Consider the following 17,480-nt stretch of genomic DNA (forward strand, 5'->3'; position numbering starts at 1 on the left):
TCAGCGTAACTGTTTTCCTTAACTGCTCAGGCGCTGTAAAAGCCAGCGCCCGATATCGCTTACCTGCTGGGGGCAGAGCGAGTGGGCCATGGAGTACTGCCGGTAGTTGACGGCATAGCCCAGGCTCGTTAAGCGGTCAGCGCCGCTCTTGCCCAAGCTTTCCGGCACGATGGGGTCGAAGCTGCCGTGCTGAACCTCTATGGGAATCTGGCGATTGGCTTCGGCCAGTTCAATGCTGTCGGCGGTGGCGAAGTAGGTCGACATCGCCAGGAGCCCGCCAAGCGGCTCGGGAAATGACAGCGCGGCATGATAAGCAACGGCGCCGCCCTGGGAAAATCCCGCCACGATAATCCGCTGACTATCGATACCCTGGTCAATCTGCTCATGAATCAGCGTTTGAATACGCTTGGCCGAGACCTTCAGCTGTGCTTCATCGACTCGGCGGCCCAAATCCATCGCCAGGATATCGTACCAGGCAGGCATCACCATTCCACCGTTGATGGTCACCGGCAAGCGGGGCGCGTGAGGCATGATAAAGCGCACATTGGCGCTGGTCGGCAAGCCCAGCGCGGGAACTAAAGGTTCAAAATCATGCCCGTCGGCACCTAAACCATGCAATATGAACACACACGCATCGGCGGGTTTACCGCTTTTCGGCTCGATAATGAGTTCGCCAGGCGCTGTCATGATTATTCATCCCTTACTTAAAAAAACATCACCCTAGCGCAAAGCAACGTCTGGGGCGAGTAATGTGGCGATTTTTCATACACATACAAAAAACCCCGCATAAGCGGGGTTTTTCAGCACATCAGCTATCGGCTGATGGCGCACATCATCGCTCTAAATTACAGAACTTTGATGTTGGAAGCCTGAAGGCCTTTTTTACCCTGGGTAACGTCGAAGGAAACCTTCTGACCGTCTTGCAGAGTTTTGAAGCCGTCAGCCTGAATTTCGGAGAAATGCGCGAACAGGTCGTCGCCGTTGTCGTCCGGAGAAATGAAGCCGAAGCCTTTAGTGTCGTTAAACCACTTAACGGTACCAGTTGCCATGATCGAAATCCTCGATAAAGCGTATTTAAAGCCGGGTAATACCCGAGTTGCAGTGGGTAGAACAAGAAACTTTCACCAGACTCAACGCTTGCGGCGCTTCGATACTGCTGACAACGTTCGACTTGCTAACCTACTGCCCAGAAGAATGCGCCTTGTTTCAGCACACGTCAATACTATCGCGTAAAAAAGTGTCAGTAAGATGACCGCGCCGCTAATATCCACCCTGCGGCTTTTTCAGCGATCATCAGCGTCGGTGAATTCGTGTTGCCGCTGGTGATCGTCGGCATCACGCTGGCGTCCGCCACGCGCAGGCCAGTGACACCACGGACGCGCAACCGGCTATCGACAACCGCCATGGGGTCGTCGTCCCGCCCCATCCGCGCGGTGCCCACCGGATGAAAAATCGTCGTGCCAATATCGCCTGCCAGCCGCGCCAGCTCGTCGTCGCTCTGATACTCGAGGCCCGGTTTTACTTCTTCAGGCTGATACTTGGCAAACGCTGGCTGCTCGGCAATTCTGCGCGTCACCCGCAGCGAATCGGCGGCCACCTTGCGATCCTCTGGTGTGCTCAGGTAATTCGGTGCTATCGCCGGTGCCTGGCGCGGGTCGCGGCTTTTAATTCTGACGGTCCCGCGGCTGCTGGGATTCAGGTTACACACGCTCGCAGTGATCGCAGAGTACGGGTGTAGCGGCTGACCAAATGCTTCCAGGCTTAATGGCTGAACATGGTACTGAATATTGGCGTAGTCGTACTCCTCGGAGCTGCGCGTGAAGATGCACAGCTGGGAGGGCGCCATACTCATGGGGCCGGTCCGTTTTAGGGCATACTCCAGGGCAATTTTCGCCTTGCCTACCAGTGAGTTGGCTAAGGTGTTGAGTGTTTTACCGCCCTGCACCTTATACACCGAGCGGATTTGCAGGTGATCCTGCAGATTTTCACCCACGCCGGGCAAGGGACTCACCACCTCGATACCATGCTCGGCTAGCAGGTCAGCAGGACCTATGCCGGAAAGCTGTAATAACTGAGGCGAACCAATCGACCCGGCAGACAGGATCACTTCCTGCTGGGCCTCCACGCGCAGCGTTTCACCGTTGCGCACCACTTCGGCCCCCACACAGCGTGGTGTTGTGCCATCGTTCGCAAATAAGAGTTGATTGACATGGGTCGAGTGCCAAACGGTAAGGTTATGACGCTGTCGCACCGGCTTCAAAAATGCTTTTGACGTATTCCAACGCCAACCGGCGCGCTGATTGACCTCAAAGTAGTCCACCCCTTCGTTGTCGCCGCGATTAAAGTCGCGTGTCCGGGGAACACCCGACTGTGCCGCTGCTTCAGCAAAATCATCCAGCACTTGCCAGCTTAGCCGCTGCTTTTCCACCCGCCATTCACCGCCGTGGCCATGGAAGTCGCGGTGCTCGGCATCGGCATCGCCGCCTTCATCCAGGCGATGATGGTGTTCGTGCTTGATAAAATCAGGCAGACAGTTTTCCCAGCGCCAGGCATCGTCGCCGGTCACCTCGGCCCAGTGGTTATAATCCCGCGCCTGGCCGCGCACGTACAGCATGCCGTTGATGCTCGAACAGCCGCCCAGGGTCTTGCCTCGGGGGTAAATCAACGAGCGACCGTTGAGCCCTTTATCCGGCTCGGTGCGGAACATCCAGTCAGTGCGCGGGTTATTGATGCAATACAGATAGCCCACCGGAATATGAATCCAGTGATAGTTATCGCGCCCGCCCGCCTCAATCAGCAGCACCCGATGATCGGGGTTGGCGCTCAATCGATTGGCCAGCAGGCACCCGGCGGTGCCTGCCCCCACGACAATGAAGTCAAAGGTGTTGTTCGTTGTATCGGTCATGAGCTGGCTCCCGCAACGCGTCGGCGTTTACTTGGCGGTTGGCATGACAAAGTCTGCGCCACCATCGATCGAGTCGGACCAGCGCTGCATGATCGACTTCTGCTTGGTGTAGAAGCGCACGCCTTCCTCGCCGTAGGCATGGGTATCGCCAAACAACGAACGTTTCCAGCCGCCGAAGCCGTGCCAGGCCATGGGCACCGGGATGGGCACGTTGATACCCACCATGCCCACCTGGATGCGGCGACCAAACTCCCGCGCCACGCTGCCGCTTTCGGTAAAGCAGCTGACGCCGTTGCCGAACTCATGATCGTTGATCAATTGAATGGCAGTCGCCGCATCGGGAACCCGCACACAGACCAGTACCGGGCCGAAAATTTCTTCTTTGTAGATCGTCATGTCCGGGGTGACATGGTCAAACAGCGTGCCACCCATCCAGAAACCGTCTGCGCAGCCGTCGCCGGTCTGGGAAACGTCAAACTCACGCCCGTCAACCAGCAGTTCAGCCCCTTCGGCCACGCCCTTGTCGATGTAGCCGGTGATGCGCTGGTGCGCTTCGCGGGTCACAATCGGGCCCATTTCGGCGTCCAGTTGCATGCCGTTTTTCACTTTGAGCGACTTGGCGCGCTCTGCAAGCGCTGGCATGATCTTATCCGCCACATCGCCCACCAAGACGGCCACGCTGATCGCCATGCAGCGCTCCCCCGCGGAGCCATAGGCGGCGCCGACCAGGGCATCAACGGCTTTATCCAGATGTGCATCGGGCATCACGACCATATGGTTTTTCGCCCCGCCGAGCGCCTGGACGCGTTTCCCGTGGCGGGCGCCACGCTCGTAAATCAGATTAGCAATGGGCGTCGAGCCGACAAACGACAGTGCCTTGACCTCGGGGTGATCCAGCAGTTGCTCGACCGCATCCTTACCGCCCTGCACCACGTTGAACACGCCGTCGGGCAAACCGGCCTGCTTGAGCAGGTCGGCAATCATCAACGAAGCGCTGGGGTCCAGCGGGCTCGGCTTGAGGATAAAGGTATTCCCCGTGGCGATGGCGACCGGGAACATCCACATGGGCACCATGACCGGGAAATTGAACGGCGTGATCCCCGCCACCACGCCAAGCGGCTGGCGTACCGTCCAGTTATCGATCCCGGTGCTCACCTGTTCGGTGTAGTCCCCTTTCATCAACTGGGGAATACCGCAGGCAAACTCGACGATATCGATACCCCGGGCCACTTCACCCTGGGCATCGGTAAACACCTTGCCGTGCTCTTTGGTGATCGCCTCGGCCAAGGCGTCCTTATTGGCGTTGAGCAACTCCAGGAATTTGAACATCACCCGTGCCCGGCGTATCGGCGGCGTATCGGCCCAAGCAGGAAACGCGGCCTGGGCAGCCTCCACGGCGGCGTTTACATCGTGCTCACCGGCCAACGACACCCGCCCGCTCACCTGGCCCGTCGCGGGGTTGAATACGTCCTGGGCATCCCCCGTGCCCTGGCTTACCTGGCCGTTAATAAAATGCTGGATAGTGGTCGTCGTGGTCGCGGTGGTCATTGAAGTAACCTTTATAAGTGTCGTGATCGTTAAAATGGCGATAACACCAGATTAACCGCCTAACAGAGGCGATCAATTGAGTAATTCTTAACCACGATATAAGCTTTGCTAATAACAACACGCTTAAGGAAGGTTACCCATGCAGGAATACGCCTCACTACGGGCGTTCGTGGCGGTTGCCCGCGCTGGTAGCGTGTCACGCGCCGCCGAACAACTGCACCTCACCCAGCCCGCCGTAAGCCTAAAGTTGAAGCAGCTTCAAGCCAGCCTGGGGCTCACCTTGTTCAGCCGACGCCCTCAAGGCCTGAGCCTTACCGCCGACGGGCTTGCCCTTCTGTCGGCCGCCGAAAAGGCGCTGGCCAGCGCCAGCGCCTTCGAACAAACCGCCAGCGCCCTGCACAGCACACTGCGCGGCAAACTGACCATTGGCACCATCGTCGACCCTGAGTTTATTCGCCTGGGGGCCTTTCTGAGCCGCCTGATGCTCAGGGCGCCACAACTTGAAACCGAGCTGCACCACGGCATGAGCGGCCGCGTACTGACACGCATTGAAAAGGGCGAGTTGGACGTGGGCTTTTATCTCGCGCCTCCTGGTGAAGGCACCGGCCACCCGGCGCTGGCCTGGCGAGAGCTGACCCAGTTTGACTATCACGTGATTGCCCCCGCCGGCTGGGAGGCGCGACTTGCGGATACGCGTTGGGCGTCGCTGGCCCGCCTACCCTGGATCGTCACGCCCCCCGACTCCGTCCACTACCGGCTTCTTCAGCACCGCCTGGCCGACGGCGGCATCACGCCGAACCGCGTCGCCCAGGTCGACCAGGAAGCCTGCATGCTCGACCTTGTACGCGCTGGCGTGGGCCTTAGCCTGGCGCGTGATGCCCTGGCCATGGCTGAACGCCAGGAGAGCGGCCTGGCCGTGGCCGACCATGTTCGGCTGCCCTGTTCGCTGGGCCTTATCTGGCGACATGATCGTGCCACCGAGCCCCCCATCGCCGCCGCGCTAAAAACCCTGGACGACGTATGGCCCCCACGCCACGGCCAGCTTTAACGAAGGAATACCTGTCCGCCTGCAAGGAAAGTGAACCACCCGCAACCTAACAAATCGAAGGTGATGACAGTACGGTTCACCTCCCGGGAGTCAACCTCATGATGCAACAGCTACCACGTCGCCCGTTAGCACTGGGTATCGCTACGGCCGTCCTTGGCATCGCCAGCACCTCACTGCAGGCCGAAACGCCCGCAGAAGCGGTATTTGCCGGCGGCTGCTTCTGGTGCATGGAGCCCCCTTACGACCGCCAGCCCGGCGTGACGGCGACCATCTCCGGCTATACCGGCGGCGAGCTGGAAAACCCCACCTACGACGATGTCAGCAGTGGCGACACCGACCATATAGAAGTGGTCAAGGTCGAATACGACGCGGACCAGATCAGCTACGAGCAGTTGCTGGACATTTACTGGCGCAATATCGACCCCTTCGCCGTCGGCCGCCAGTTCTGCGATGTTGGCGACCAGTACCGTTCAGCGATTTTTTATCAGGATGACGAACAGCGCGAACTGGCCGAAGCTTCCAAGGAAGCGATGGAAGAACGCTTCGACGAGACAATAACCACCGAGATACTGCCCGCTGACACTTTCTGGGCGGCCGAGGAATATCACCAGAACTACTACGAGAAGAACCCGGTACGCTACAAGTTCTACCGCTTCAGCTGTGGTCGTGATGGTCGCCTGGAAGAGGTTTGGGGCGACGAAGCTGGCGGGCCTACGTTTGACTGAACGAGACATTGATATCCCCATAGGGAGAAGCTATTAGGCAACGCCTGCCATCTTCTACTACCTTAGTAAGGCATTCGAAATAGACCAGTCGGTCAACGCTAGCAACGCGCCAGGACGCGGTTTTTAAAGCAGCGTTGATTTCACCATGTTGATCTATAGATAGGAGATCTTATGAGCAACAGCATCACCACCGTTAACCCGACTACTGGCGAAACACTCCAGACCTATGCGCTGATGGATGAAAGCCAGGCGATCCAGATCGTTGAGGCCAGCCACCAGGCATTTCTCGATTGGCGGCTCAAACCCCTCGAACACCGTGCCAAGGTGGTCAAGGCTATCGGCGAGGCGCTCAAGGCACACAAGGAAGAACTCGCCGACTTCATGGTCAAGGAAATGGGCAAGCTGCCCTCGCAGGCCTATCAGGAAGTCGACCTGTGTGTGGGCATCTGCGATTACACCGCCGAGCGCGGTCCGGAATCCCTTGCCGATGAAACACGCAACCCGAGCAACGGTGAACGCGGCATCGTGACCTATTCGCCGATGGGCGTCATCTACGGCATCCAGCCGTGGAACTTCCCCGCTTATCAAGTCGTGCGTTATTCCATCGCCAACATCATGGCGGGTAACGCCGTGCTACTGAAGCACGCCGAATGCGTCACCGGCAGTGGCCTGCTGCTCGAGAAAATCTACCGCGAGGCGGGCCTGCCCGAAAACGTCTTCCGCACGCTGGTGATTTCCCACGATGTCTCCGACCAAGTCATCGCCCACAAGGCGGTGCGCGGCGTCACGCTCACCGGCAGCGACGGAGCCGGGCGCAAAGTGGCGGCCAAGGCGGCGGAGCATCTGAAAAAGACCGTCCTCGAGCTGGGCTCCAACGATGCCTACCTGGTGCTGGACGACGCCGACCTGGAAGTAGCGGTGGATACCTGTGTGATGGGCCGCGTCTACAATACCGGGCAAACCTGCGTGGCCGCCAAACGCTTTGTGGTCACCGAGGCCAACTACGAGGCCTTCAAGGAGCGTTTCGTCGAGAAGATGAACGCCCTCCAGGTCGGTGACCCCACGCAAGACGGCACCGATGTCGGCCCCATGGCACGCGTCGATTTACGCGACGATCTGCATGCCCAGGTGGAAGAAAGCGTACGCAAGGGCGCGAAGGTTCTGTGCGGCGGCCAGAAGCCCGACAGCAAAGGCGCCTTTTATCCGGTCACCGTGCTGGATAACGTTACCCCCGGCCAGCCCGCCTACGACGACGAGCTGTTTGGCCCGGTGGCGGCATTGATTCGCGCCAAGGATGACGACGACGCCATGCGCATTGCCAATGACAGCCGTTACGGTCTCGGCGGCGGAATTATTTCCAAGGATGTGAAGCGCGCCACCGAGCTTGCCAGCCAGTACTTCGATACCGGCATGGTATTTATCAACGGCTTTGGCGTGGCCACACCGGAAATGCCGTTTGGCGGCGTGAAGGATTCAGGCTACGGCCGAGAGCATGGCGGCTTCGGCATGCACGAATTCGTCAACGCCAAGTCGGTCATCGTCGTCAAGGAATAGGTGTCGGTAAGTACATCCTGATCCAATGACGAAAAGCGCCGCAGGCTAAAACCTGCGGCGCTTTTTAGTTAAGGCACATTGTCAGGTACTTTTTAGCGTTCGGCGTTGCCAGAGCTTCAACAGCAGCGCCAGCACGACCCAGGTCACGAGGGCGGCAATCACGTCGTCCAGCACAATTCCCAAGCCGCCATGAACATACTCGGCCAGGTGAATCGGTGGTGGCTTCAAGCCATCGAACAACCGGTAAACCACAAACGCCAGCAGCATGACCAGCGGCTGGCGTGCGGCCGTTAACCCGATGACGGCCAATGGAAAGGCGACATATTCATCGGCAACGATGCTGCCATGATCAAGACCCGCGTAATGCCATGCAGCGACGTGACATACCGGCACCGCCACCACCAACAGCACCGCGATCCCCGCAGCCTGATAGCCAACGGGCCTGCCCAGCAGCCACCACGCCAGCGGGATGCCAATCAGCGAGCCGAAAGTGCCCGGGGCCATAGGGGCCAACCCCAGACCAAAACCGGTGGCAACCCAGAAATTGAGTGTCTCGAGCATCAACCGGCCTGCCGGGCCTGTTGTTCAAGCTCGCAAGCCATGTCCGGCGATAACTCTAGGGCGCTTGCCAACTGGTCGAGCCAGGCGCGCTCCATGGGGTTTTGCTCGTCTGTCACGGCCACGCTGATCAGGTACATTTCCCGCGCTGCCTGGGGTGAATCCGCTTCAAGGGCCAGTGCCTGGGCGTCCAGGGGTGCCTTTAGCTGCCGCTCGACCCAGTTATGCATTTCCTGATCGGCGCCCAGTTCATCAATTTGCTCGGTGATCAGCGCCTGCTCCTGCTCGTCGATATGGCCATCGGCCCGGGCGGCCATGATCATCGCCTGCAGCAATTCCAGGCTGCGGCGTTCCTGATACTCGCCGTCCAGCACCTCGACGCGCTCACCTTCGGCACTGGCCGACGATTCGCCGGACGCGTTTTTACCGGCCTGCGAGCTTTGCCAGGCCTTCCAGGCCAATACGCCGACGCCCGCAATGGCACCGTACTTGAGGGCCTTGCCGCCCAGCTTGCGGCCGCGCTTGGAGCCGACCAGCATGCCCATGGCGCCCCCACCCAGCAGGCTTTTCATATCGAACCCGCTCGATGAACCACCACCGGACTTGCCGCCTTGATCACTTCCGCCCAGTTGTTTGGAGAGGCCATTCAGCATGCCTTTGACATCGACACCGCCACTGCTGCCGCCCTTCTGGCTACCGCCCGCCTGCTGCATCAGTTGCTGTAAAATCTTGCTTGCGTTCATCCTTGTACTCCTAAGTAGAGAGTCTTTTCAGGACTCGCTGACGACAATTCACGTTATAGAACATGCCATATGAACGCAGCATGAACTATGCCTACGAAAACCAATGCTCCCCTGGCATTAAAGCAGTGCCCCCTTTATGTCCACCGAGCTTCCCTGACGACTCGCCCGTACGTCAACACGGACCGGTATTTGCTCCTTGAGTTCGCTGACGTGGGAAATAATCCCGATCATGCGCCCGCCCATTTGCAGTTCGCTGAGCATGGCAATCGCCTGGTCCAGCGCATCCTGGTCGAGGCTGCCAAACCCTTCATCGATAAATAGCGTATCCAGTTGAATGCCGCCAGCGTAGGCCTGAACCACGTCGGAAAGCCCCAGCGCCAGCGAGAGCGCAGCCATAAAGGATTCACCGCCCGATAACGTCGCCACCGGGCGGTTCTTGCCGGTGTAGGTATCGGCCACGTCCAGCTCCAGCCCCGAGGCGCGGTTGCCTTTGGACGGGTCTTCCCGGCGCACCAGCTGGTAGCGACCGCGGCTCATGTGCACCAGGCGTTCGGAGGCTTGAATCAAGACGTCGTCCAGCAGCACGCCGAGCACAAACCGCTGCAGGCTAATGCGTTGCCCTGTGCGGCCATTGGCAACCTCGCTCAACGTCCCCCATACCCGATACTGGGCTTCAAGGGATGCCTGGGCGGCATGGGCGGCGTCGAGCTTTTCGCGCGTGGCATCCAACTGCGCCATCCGCGCGGCCAACTGCTGATAAGTTTTTTCAAAGGTCTGCTCCTGAGCCTTTGCTGCAGCTACCCGTTCTGCCAGGGGGGCGAGATCCGGCCGCTCCTGCCCCTCAAGGCGAGTGTGAATTGCCTCCAACTGCCCTTCCAGCTTGGCCAGTTCGCGCTGAAAGTGGGCCACCGCGTCGCTCAGTCGTCGCGCCTCTTCGTCGCTTAACCGCGCCTGGTTGAACGCCTCCTCGTCGTCGAAGACACTATCGGCCAGGGCGTGTTGCCACGCTTCCTGCGCCTCATCAAGGGCACTGTCGGCGCGGGCCTGGCGCTGGTTGACGTCGTCCAGGGTGGTCTCGGCGCGAGCCAGCGCCGTCTGGGCCTGCTGGGCTTTTTCCTGAGCGGTCTGCCAGGCGGTTTCGGCGGCTTGAATATCGGCCTTGAGCTTGGCCTGTGCGGCTTCCAGGGCCTCAAGCGAGGACTGCTCACCCAGTTCGCCGCGCAGCCGCTGGCAATGTGCCTCTTTGTCGGCGAGTTGCTGGCTTAACTGCGCGTGGTGCTGCTCGGCTTTCGACAGCGCCTGACGGGCTTTCTCGAACGCCGCACGCGCCTGCTTGACCTCGGCCTGGGTCACCGGCGCCTGCTCAGCGCTCGCCGGGGCCGGGTGCTCGCGACTGCCGCAGACCGGGCAAGGCGCCTGGGCTTCCAGTCGTGCTGCCAGAAGCGCCGCCTGCCCCTGATGCCAGCGCATTTCCTGCTCGGTGGCATGCTGCTCTGCGGCTTCAACCCCCGGCCGCCGTCGCGCGACCTCGGTGGCCGCGCCTTCGACCTGCTCGGCAAGCTGCCCACGCTGGGCCTCAAGCGCCGCCAGTTCCTGGCATTGCTCAACGGCACGGTGCAAGCGAAACGCCTGCTCGCGCATGGCGGGTAGCTGCTCAAACTGCGGCCTGGCATCCGCCAGCGCTTGCTGGGCATCGGCCTGCGCCGCTTGCTGATCGGCCACAGCGCGTTCTGCCTGGGCGAGCTCTTCGCGGGTCGACCGGGCCGTTTGCTGGGCGGCTTGCAGGCGTTGGTACACCGTTGCCAGCGCCTGCGTCTGGCCATGGGCGGCCAGCCGTGCCTGGGCGTCGTCGATGTCGTCTTTCTGATCTAGCAGCGCTTTCCTGGCCGCCTGTAGCTTTGCCTGTTGATCAAACTGGGCCTGCAGCTCCTTGCCCTGGCGCTCGGCGTTTTCAGCGGCCTCACGGCGCGCCCTGGCCTCGGCAAGGTCGTGCTGGGCGGCCTGGCGCTGAGGCTCGAGGGCGCGGCGTTCCTCGTCAAGGGCGGCATCGTTTTCCACGTCGCTGGCCTGCAGAATACCCTGCACCCGCTGACGGTGGTTATTGACCTCGCGCTCGATCTGGTTGGCCTGGGTCCGCAGACGCTCTTCGATGCGCTGGAAGATCTGCGTTTGAAACAGCTGAGAAAAGATTTTTTCGCGGTCTTTCGAGTCCGCCAGCAACATCTCGCGAAACTTGCCCTGGGGCAACACCATCACCTGTCGGAACTGGCTGGCATCGAGCCCTATCAGGCCCTGGACCTGGGTCGTGGCGTCGTTGACGCTTTTGGCGACCAGGCAATCGCCTTTCTCGCCTTCAGCGGTCAGTTGCCAAAGCTGGGCTTCCGCGTTTTGCGTAGTGGTCCCTTCACCACGCGCCTTGGGGCGCTCCTGCTGGGGCACGCGGCGTATCCGATAGGCGTTGCCGCGCAGACGAAAGTCCAGCGTCACTTCGGTAAGCGCATCTGCCGCGGCCTGGTCGCAGCGCATCTGGCTGGCGTCACGTTCCGCACCGGTGGTCTGGCCATAAAGCGCAAAGCACAGGGCGTCCAGAATCGAGCTTTTGCCCGCGCCGGTGGGGCCGTTGATCAGAAACAGCGGGCTTTGCCCCAGCGCGGTGAAGTCGAGGGTTTCCCGACCGGCGAAGGGGCCAAAGGCCTGCATGGTCAAGCTTAGCGGCGTCATCGGGTTTCCTCGTCACGGTTGAGCTGGCTGATCAGTTCGTTCATGGCCTCGGCCTGCTCGTCGGTCATCGCCTCGCCGCTGGTCTGGGCGAAGAAGTCGCTGAACATGTCCAGCGCACTGAACCGCAGCCGCTCGCGATCCAGCTGTTGGCGGCCGCGGGATTCCAGCATGCCGGGCTTTTCTAGGTGCAGTACGTTGGGGTAGGCCTCGCGCAGCTTGCCCATGGGGTCGAGGATGGCGTGGCGATCGGTCAGGCGAACCAGCAGGTAGTCGTCTGCATGGGGGTCGCCAAGCCCCTGGGCAATGAGCGAATCCAGCTCGCCTTCCAGGATCCGCACGTCCAGGCGCGGCGTCAAAGGGCGGTGTTCGATGTGGCGGACGCCCTGCTCGTCGATATCCACCAGGGTAACGCCCTTGCGCTGGCTTGCTTCGGAAAAGCTGTACTTGAGCAGGGAGCCACTGTAGCGGATATGCTCTCCGCCACGGCATTGGGGGCCATGCAAATGCCCCAGCGCCACGTAGTCGAACGATTGCATGGGCTCCCAGGCGACACTTTCAGCACCGCCAAGCGTCAACGGACGCTCGGAGTCCGAGGCACTGCCGCCATCCACAAAGCAGTGGCTCATCAATACCGTGGGGCGCGTTGGGCGGCGCTTTGTGTTGATGCATTCGACCAGGTGACGGTGGGCGCTGTCGAAGTCGCGCACGTCTACCCCTAACTGGCTGCGAACGTATTCCGGGTCGGCGTAGGGAATGCCGAAAACATCCACCTCCACGCCGTTGGCAGACAGCGTCACCGGCCGTTCGATGTCGGCCAGGTCAGACAGAATGTGCAGCCCCGCCTGGCGTAAATGGCGCGCGCCAAAGCCCAGCCGCTGGGCGCTGTCGTGGTTGCCGGAAATCATCACCACCGGCAGGTTGCGCTCGCTGCACAATGCCCTCAGGACGTCGTCCAGCAGGGCGACCGCCGAGGCAGGCGGCACCGAGCGGTCATAGATATCCCCGGCGATCAGCACCGCATCGACGGCCTCCCGGTCGATGATATCGATCAGTTGATCGAGGACGTAACGCTGGTCATCCAGCAGCGACAGGTTGTGAAACAGCCGACCCAGATGCCAGTCGGCGGTGTGCAGTAGGCGCATGGCAAACTCAGCAGCAAGAAGAATAACGGCATCATACTAGCAAAACGCCCCGCTCGTGGCGGGGCGTTACAGGCCAAGCTCAACCGCCAATGAATCAACGGCGGAAGGCGTCGGGGTAGCTGGTCAAATCAACGCCCCACATCATCGGCAGCAGGATATAGACCGCCGCGACGATCAGCACCAGCGCCAGGATATTGAGCCCGAAACCGTTGCGCACCATTTCGATAATCTTGATTTTGCCCGTGGCGAAAATGATCGCGTTGGGCGGCGTGCCCACCGGCAGCATGAAAGCGCAGTTGGCGGCCATGGCCGCGGGCACCATCAGCACGAAGGGGTGCACGTTCAGCGCCAGCGCCAGCGACGCCAGCACGGGCAGAATCATCGTCGCGGTGGCGGTATTCGAGGTGATTTCGGTCAGGAATAGCACCATGGCACTGGCCAGCAGAATCACCAGCAAGAAGTTGACGCCTTCCAGCACGCTCATCTGTTCGCCGATCCACTCGGCCAGGCCCGAGGAACTGAAGCCCGCTGCAATCGCCAGGCCGCCACCGAACAGCAGCAGAATGCCCCAGGGCACATCCTTGGCCACTTCCCAGTCCAGCAGGCAGCCGCCGCGACTTTTGGAGGGAATCAAAAACAGCGCAATGGCCGCCACCATGGCAATCATGGTGTCGTTGATGCCGGGGATATTGAGCAACTGCCCTTCCCATAAAAACGAGCGCGTGATCCACATGAAGGCCGCAAACAGGAACACGGCCAGCACGGCTTTTTCTTCAAAACTGGTCGTACCCAGCGCCTGTTTTTCCTTGTCGATCACCGCTTTGCCCCCTGGCAAATCGGCAAGCCTGACGCGATAAACCACCTTGGTCAGCAGCAGCCAGGCGGCGAAGAGCAGAACCACTACCACGGGAAAGGCAAAGAACATCCATTCGGCGAAAGATATCTGCACCCCGAACAGTTCCGACACAGTCGCTGCCAAGATGATATTGGGCGGTGTACCGATCAAGGTGCCCAGGCCACCAATGGTACCGCCGTAGCCGATACCAAATATCAGCGCCTTGCTGAATTTATCGATATCGTCGCTGTGGTCCCCGTCGGATTTGCTCAGTTCCTGGGTGACTTGATACACAATCGCCGTGCCAATCGGCAGCATCATCATTACCGAAGCGGTGTTGGACACCCACATCGACAAAAAACCAGTGGCCGCCATAAAGCCCAGCACGATGCGATTGATACTGGTGCCCAACAGGCCAATAATCACCAGCGCAATACGCTTGTGCAGCCCCCATTTCTCCATCGCCAGGGCGATCATGAAGCCGCCCAGGAATAAAAAGATAATCGGATTACCGTAGGCCGCCGTTACCCGACTGCCCTCAAGCGCCCCAGTGATCGGCAGCAATACAATGGGCAAAAGCGACGTCACCGGAATCGGGATCGCCTCGGTAATCCACCACACGGCCACCCACAATGTGGTGGCCAGCACCATGCGGCCTTCAACGCTGAGGTCGGCAGGATGGAAAAACAGCAACACAAAGGCGAACAGCAGCGGCCCCAACACCAGCCCGACTTTTTGCGGCTTTGTATATGCTGGCGGACGCGGCTCCCCGCCCGAGCCATTGCCTGAAGAGGCACCGCCTCCCGACCCACCCGAGGTGGGCAGCGCGCACATCAAGAGTGTTTTTGCCTGTTGGTGAGAGACCCAGAGCTGGTCCCACACCGTCATCATTCCATTGCTTCGCATACGACAATTTCGCTCACGGAGTAGGGTGTAAGGTATTGAACAATGCTCACGACCCACCATTGACCAGTGAGCCTATCAATACACGCGGATTCTCGGGGCCCCGTTTTCCACTTCCCTACGCCTTTAGTCCAGTACTTTATGGCTTACTAATACCAAAGTATAAAGACTTTAGTATTAGCAAATACGGCAGCCCAGGACACCGCATCACTGATTAGTCGATATGTTAACTTACTGTTTTTCTTCCAAGGAGCCCCATATGCTCGATCGCTGGACCATGCCCCTGTCCCACCGCCCGCTTGAGCGGCTTGCTCAACGGCTGAAGGGGCGCGCCACGCCCGACCAGGTGACCTGCGTCGCTTTCCTGGTCGGCATCAGCGCCCTGCCGCTGCTGGCCTGGGAATACTACGGTCTTGCGCTGGTGGCCGTGGTGCTCAACCGCCTGGGTGACGGCCTGGACGGCGCGCTGGCACGGGTAAGCGGCCGGTCGAGTGAGGCAGGCGGCTTTCTGGATATCGGCCTCGATTTTGTGTTTTACGCCGCGGTGGTGCTGGGCTTTGCCCTGGCTAACCCCGTGGAAAACGCCCTGGCGGCGGCGCTGCTGCTGTTTGCCTTTATCGGCACCGGCACATCGTTCCTGGCCTTTGCCATTGCCGCCAAACAGCAGGCCATCGAGCGTCCCCACTTTCCCAACAAGGCGTTCTACTATCTGGAAGGATTGACCGAAGGCACCGAGACCGTTGTCGCCCTGGTGCTGTTTTGTCTGTTTCCGGCGCATTTCACTACCCTGGCGGTAGTGTTTGCGGCTGCCTGCCTGATTACCACGGCCACGCGGCTATGGGGCGGCTACTGGACGCTGCGCGCCCACAAAGCCGACGGAGGTGGCATGGGATAAGCCACCCCTAGCCGGGCTGGCAAAGCACAGGCATTGCTTTGCGCCAGCACAATGACATGGGCAGTACCCGACACCAGCGTCATGCTTTTGACGTTAAAGCATCTCTAAGCCGCTCGCGCTCATGCGGTTCATAGAAGCTTGGGTCGTCAAAAAGATCACGCTGGGCATCATCAAGGATCATTTCCAGTGCTTCTGCACTACTTTGCACCATGGGCTCAAAGTGCGCCGTGTGGGTCACCAGAGCCGTTACCCGACGACGCCGGTAGATAGCGTACGCACCCAGCAGGGCGAACACACAGGCAATATAGATAGGTAGACCGTGACCACCGACGACCGTCATCAGTGAACCCGCGGCAATCGGTGCCACCGCGCAGCCTGCGCCGTGCATCACCAACATGTCCGCCGAGCCGGCGACAATTTCATCGGGATGGAGTTGATCAATCAGCTGCGCCACCGCCAGCGGGTAGAGCGAGAACGCCAAACCGCCCCAGATAAAATACAGTCCGAGCAGTATTTCATGGCTGGGCGCAAAGGGCATGGCCGCGGCGACCAGCGCCGCCAGCAGTACCACCCAGGTCATCACTTTGGGGCGGTCGTGCTTGTCCGAGAAGCGACCAATGGGAATCTGCAATAGCGCGCCACCGATGATCGCCACGCTCATCACCAGCCCGACGCCAGCGATATCAAACCCCAGTTGCGTGGCATAGACCGGCGTCATCGACCAGAACGCCCCCATGGCAAGCCCCGAGAGCGCGGCGCACGCTACCGCCAGCGGGGCGAAGCCCAGCAGTGCCCGCAGGCTGCTTTTGGGTCGCTCGGAAATCTTGGGCTGGACGCGACGGGTCATGGTAATCGGCAACAGCGCCCAACTGATCAGGATGGCAATCACCACAAACAGCAAAAAGCCTTGGGGCGACGAGAGCCGCAGAAGCTGCTGAGCCGTGGCCAGCGCTCCCAGGTTGACGACCATGTAGACGGCAAAAATACGCCCGCGCTCATGGCTGGCGGCCTGGCTGTTCAGCCAGCTTTCGATCACGGTAATCAGGGTAATAAACGAGAGGCCGTAGATAACCCGCAGCGGCAGCCATACCCAGGGCGTGATAAACACCAGGTGCAAAAGCGCCACCGTCGCACAAATCGACGCACAGAACCCAAAGGTGCGGATATGCCCCATTCGCCGAATCAACCGTCCGCTCACCCAGGTGCCGCAGATGAAACCGACGAAATAGCCGGACATGATCATCCCCAGTACCGCGCTGGAAAAACCTTCTCCCGTGCCGCGCAAAGTTAACAGCGTATTGAGCAGGCCATTGCCCAGCAGCAACAGCGCTACGCTCCAAAGAATCGATCTGACCGGTTTGAGCATCGCCAATGAACGCATTGAGCTTCCTCGTGGCAGTACCTCAATGGTGATGCATAAAGAGTGCCATGAAGCGCCCTGATGGCCAGGTGAGCGAGGATACATCGGCGGCGGGTAAAGAGGCGGGATGCCGACGCAAAAAACCCCCTTTCGGGGGCCTTCATGCATCTCACCGACATCCTGTCGTTTGTATCCATCCTGGATACCTTTCCTTGGCTTGTGCTGAATGACGTCCTGTCGTTCGACTTCCTATCATTCGACTTCCTGTCGTTTGACGTCCTGTCATATGATTTCCTATCGAGCTTACCGGCTTATCCATAAGCCTGCCTTCCTGGCGAGTCAGACAGTCCCCTGTCCTGCACATAATTAACACTAGATGCTACCCGGCAGTCTTGCAAACATTTGCACAAATTTATTTATTTGGACGCTAACAATTAACTTCAGTATCCGCCTTGCATAGCCACACGCCTAATCAAAAGATAAACTCATGTTATATAACCATAAATTTTAAAATAACGCTCATATTAAAAGACTTTTCATTTG

14 protein-coding genes are annotated in these 17,480 nt (G+C 59.8%); 4 read left to right on the forward strand and 10 right to left on the reverse strand.

Going from position 1 to position 17,480, the window contains the following annotated elements:
• Nucleotides 1–18: 18 nt before the first annotated feature.
• The 4 genes from NH395_RS12355 to NH395_RS12370 form a co-directional block, all read right to left on the reverse strand.
• Nucleotides 19–687 (reverse strand): alpha/beta hydrolase, encoded by a 669-nt coding sequence (locus tag NH395_RS12355; protein WP_253025214.1) that lies wholly within the window; start codon nt 685–687, stop codon nt 19–21.
• 158 nt (nt 688–845) lie between these two features.
• Entirely contained in the window at nt 846–1,049 is a 204-nt protein-coding gene (locus NH395_RS12360; RefSeq protein ID WP_009101184.1) for a cold shock domain-containing protein, read from the reverse strand.
• Between the two features lie 191 nt (nt 1,050–1,240).
• Nucleotides 1,241–2,905: a GMC family oxidoreductase N-terminal domain-containing protein gene (locus NH395_RS12365; RefSeq protein ID WP_253025216.1), complete on the reverse strand. Its 1,665-nt coding sequence runs from the start codon at nt 2,903–2,905 to the stop codon at nt 1,241–1,243.
• 27 nt (nt 2,906–2,932) lie between these two features.
• Entirely contained in the window at nt 2,933–4,453 is a 1,521-nt protein-coding gene (locus tag NH395_RS12370; RefSeq protein ID WP_253025217.1) for a CoA-acylating methylmalonate-semialdehyde dehydrogenase, read from the reverse strand.
• 139 nt (nt 4,454–4,592) lie between these two features.
• Here NH395_RS12370 and NH395_RS12375 point away from each other — a divergent pair, with 139 nt between their 5' ends.
• The 3 genes from NH395_RS12375 to NH395_RS12385 all read left to right on the forward strand — a co-directional run bounded on the left by NH395_RS12375 (nt 4,593) and on the right by NH395_RS12385 (nt 7,780).
• Entirely contained in the window at nt 4,593–5,501 is a 909-nt protein-coding gene (locus NH395_RS12375; RefSeq protein ID WP_253025218.1) for a LysR family transcriptional regulator, read from the forward strand.
• Nucleotides 5,502–5,602: 101 nt separating this feature from the next.
• A complete protein-coding gene (gene msrA / locus NH395_RS12380; RefSeq protein ID WP_253025453.1) occupies nt 5,603–6,226 on the forward strand; it encodes a peptide-methionine (S)-S-oxide reductase MsrA in 624 nt (207 codons plus the stop codon).
• A gap of 171 nt (nt 6,227–6,397) precedes the next feature.
• On the forward strand, nt 6,398–7,780 hold the full coding sequence (locus NH395_RS12385; RefSeq protein WP_253025219.1) for an NAD-dependent succinate-semialdehyde dehydrogenase: 1,383 nt from the start codon (nt 6,398–6,400) through the stop codon (nt 7,778–7,780).
• Between the two features lie 81 nt (nt 7,781–7,861).
• On the opposite strand, the gene NH395_RS12390 is transcribed toward NH395_RS12385, so the two are convergent.
• The 5 genes from NH395_RS12390 to NH395_RS12410 all read right to left on the reverse strand — a co-directional run bounded on the left by NH395_RS12390 (nt 7,862) and on the right by NH395_RS12410 (nt 14,667).
• The gene (locus NH395_RS12390; RefSeq protein WP_253025220.1) at nt 7,862–8,341 is read right to left on the reverse strand and encodes a phosphatidylglycerophosphatase A; all 480 of its coding nucleotides are present in this window, start codon (nt 8,339–8,341) and stop codon (nt 7,862–7,864) included.
• Nucleotides 8,341–9,081 carry a tellurite resistance TerB family protein gene (locus tag NH395_RS12395; RefSeq protein WP_253025222.1) on the reverse strand — a complete coding sequence of 247 codons (741 nt, stop codon included), beginning with the start codon at nt 9,079–9,081 and terminating at the stop codon, nt 8,341–8,343. The genes NH395_RS12390 and NH395_RS12395 overlap by 1 nt, the downstream gene beginning before the upstream one ends.
• A gap of 117 nt (nt 9,082–9,198) precedes the next feature.
• Nucleotides 9,199–11,802: an SMC family ATPase gene (locus tag NH395_RS12400; RefSeq protein ID WP_253025223.1), complete on the reverse strand. Its 2,604-nt coding sequence runs from the start codon at nt 11,800–11,802 to the stop codon at nt 9,199–9,201.
• On the reverse strand, nt 11,799–12,944 hold the full coding sequence (locus tag NH395_RS12405; RefSeq protein ID WP_253025224.1) for an exonuclease SbcCD subunit D: 1,146 nt from the start codon (nt 12,942–12,944) through the stop codon (nt 11,799–11,801). Before NH395_RS12405 ends, NH395_RS12400 begins: the two co-directional genes overlap by 4 nt.
• Before the next feature lie 94 nt (nt 12,945–13,038).
• The gene (locus NH395_RS12410) at nt 13,039–14,667 is read right to left on the reverse strand and encodes a DASS family sodium-coupled anion symporter (protein WP_366065857.1); all 1,629 of its coding nucleotides are present in this window, start codon (nt 14,665–14,667) and stop codon (nt 13,039–13,041) included.
• 274 nt (nt 14,668–14,941) lie between these two features.
• Between NH395_RS12410 and NH395_RS12415 the strand changes: the two genes are divergently transcribed.
• On the forward strand, nt 14,942–15,577 hold the full coding sequence (locus tag NH395_RS12415) for a CDP-alcohol phosphatidyltransferase family protein (protein ID WP_253025226.1): 636 nt from the start codon (nt 14,942–14,944) through the stop codon (nt 15,575–15,577).
• A 79-nt stretch (nt 15,578–15,656) separates the two neighbouring features.
• On the opposite strand, the gene NH395_RS12420 is transcribed toward NH395_RS12415, so the two are convergent.
• Nucleotides 15,657–16,958, reverse strand: a complete 1,302-nt coding sequence (locus NH395_RS12420) for an MFS transporter (protein ID WP_253025227.1) — start codon at nt 16,956–16,958, stop codon at nt 15,657–15,659.
• Between the last annotated feature and the right edge of the window lie 522 nt (nt 16,959–17,480).

The sequence above is a fragment of the Halomonas sp. Mc5H-6 genome, assembly GCF_024124705.1.
GTDB classification, from domain to species: domain Bacteria; phylum Pseudomonadota; class Gammaproteobacteria; order Pseudomonadales; family Halomonadaceae; genus Vreelandella; species Vreelandella subterranea.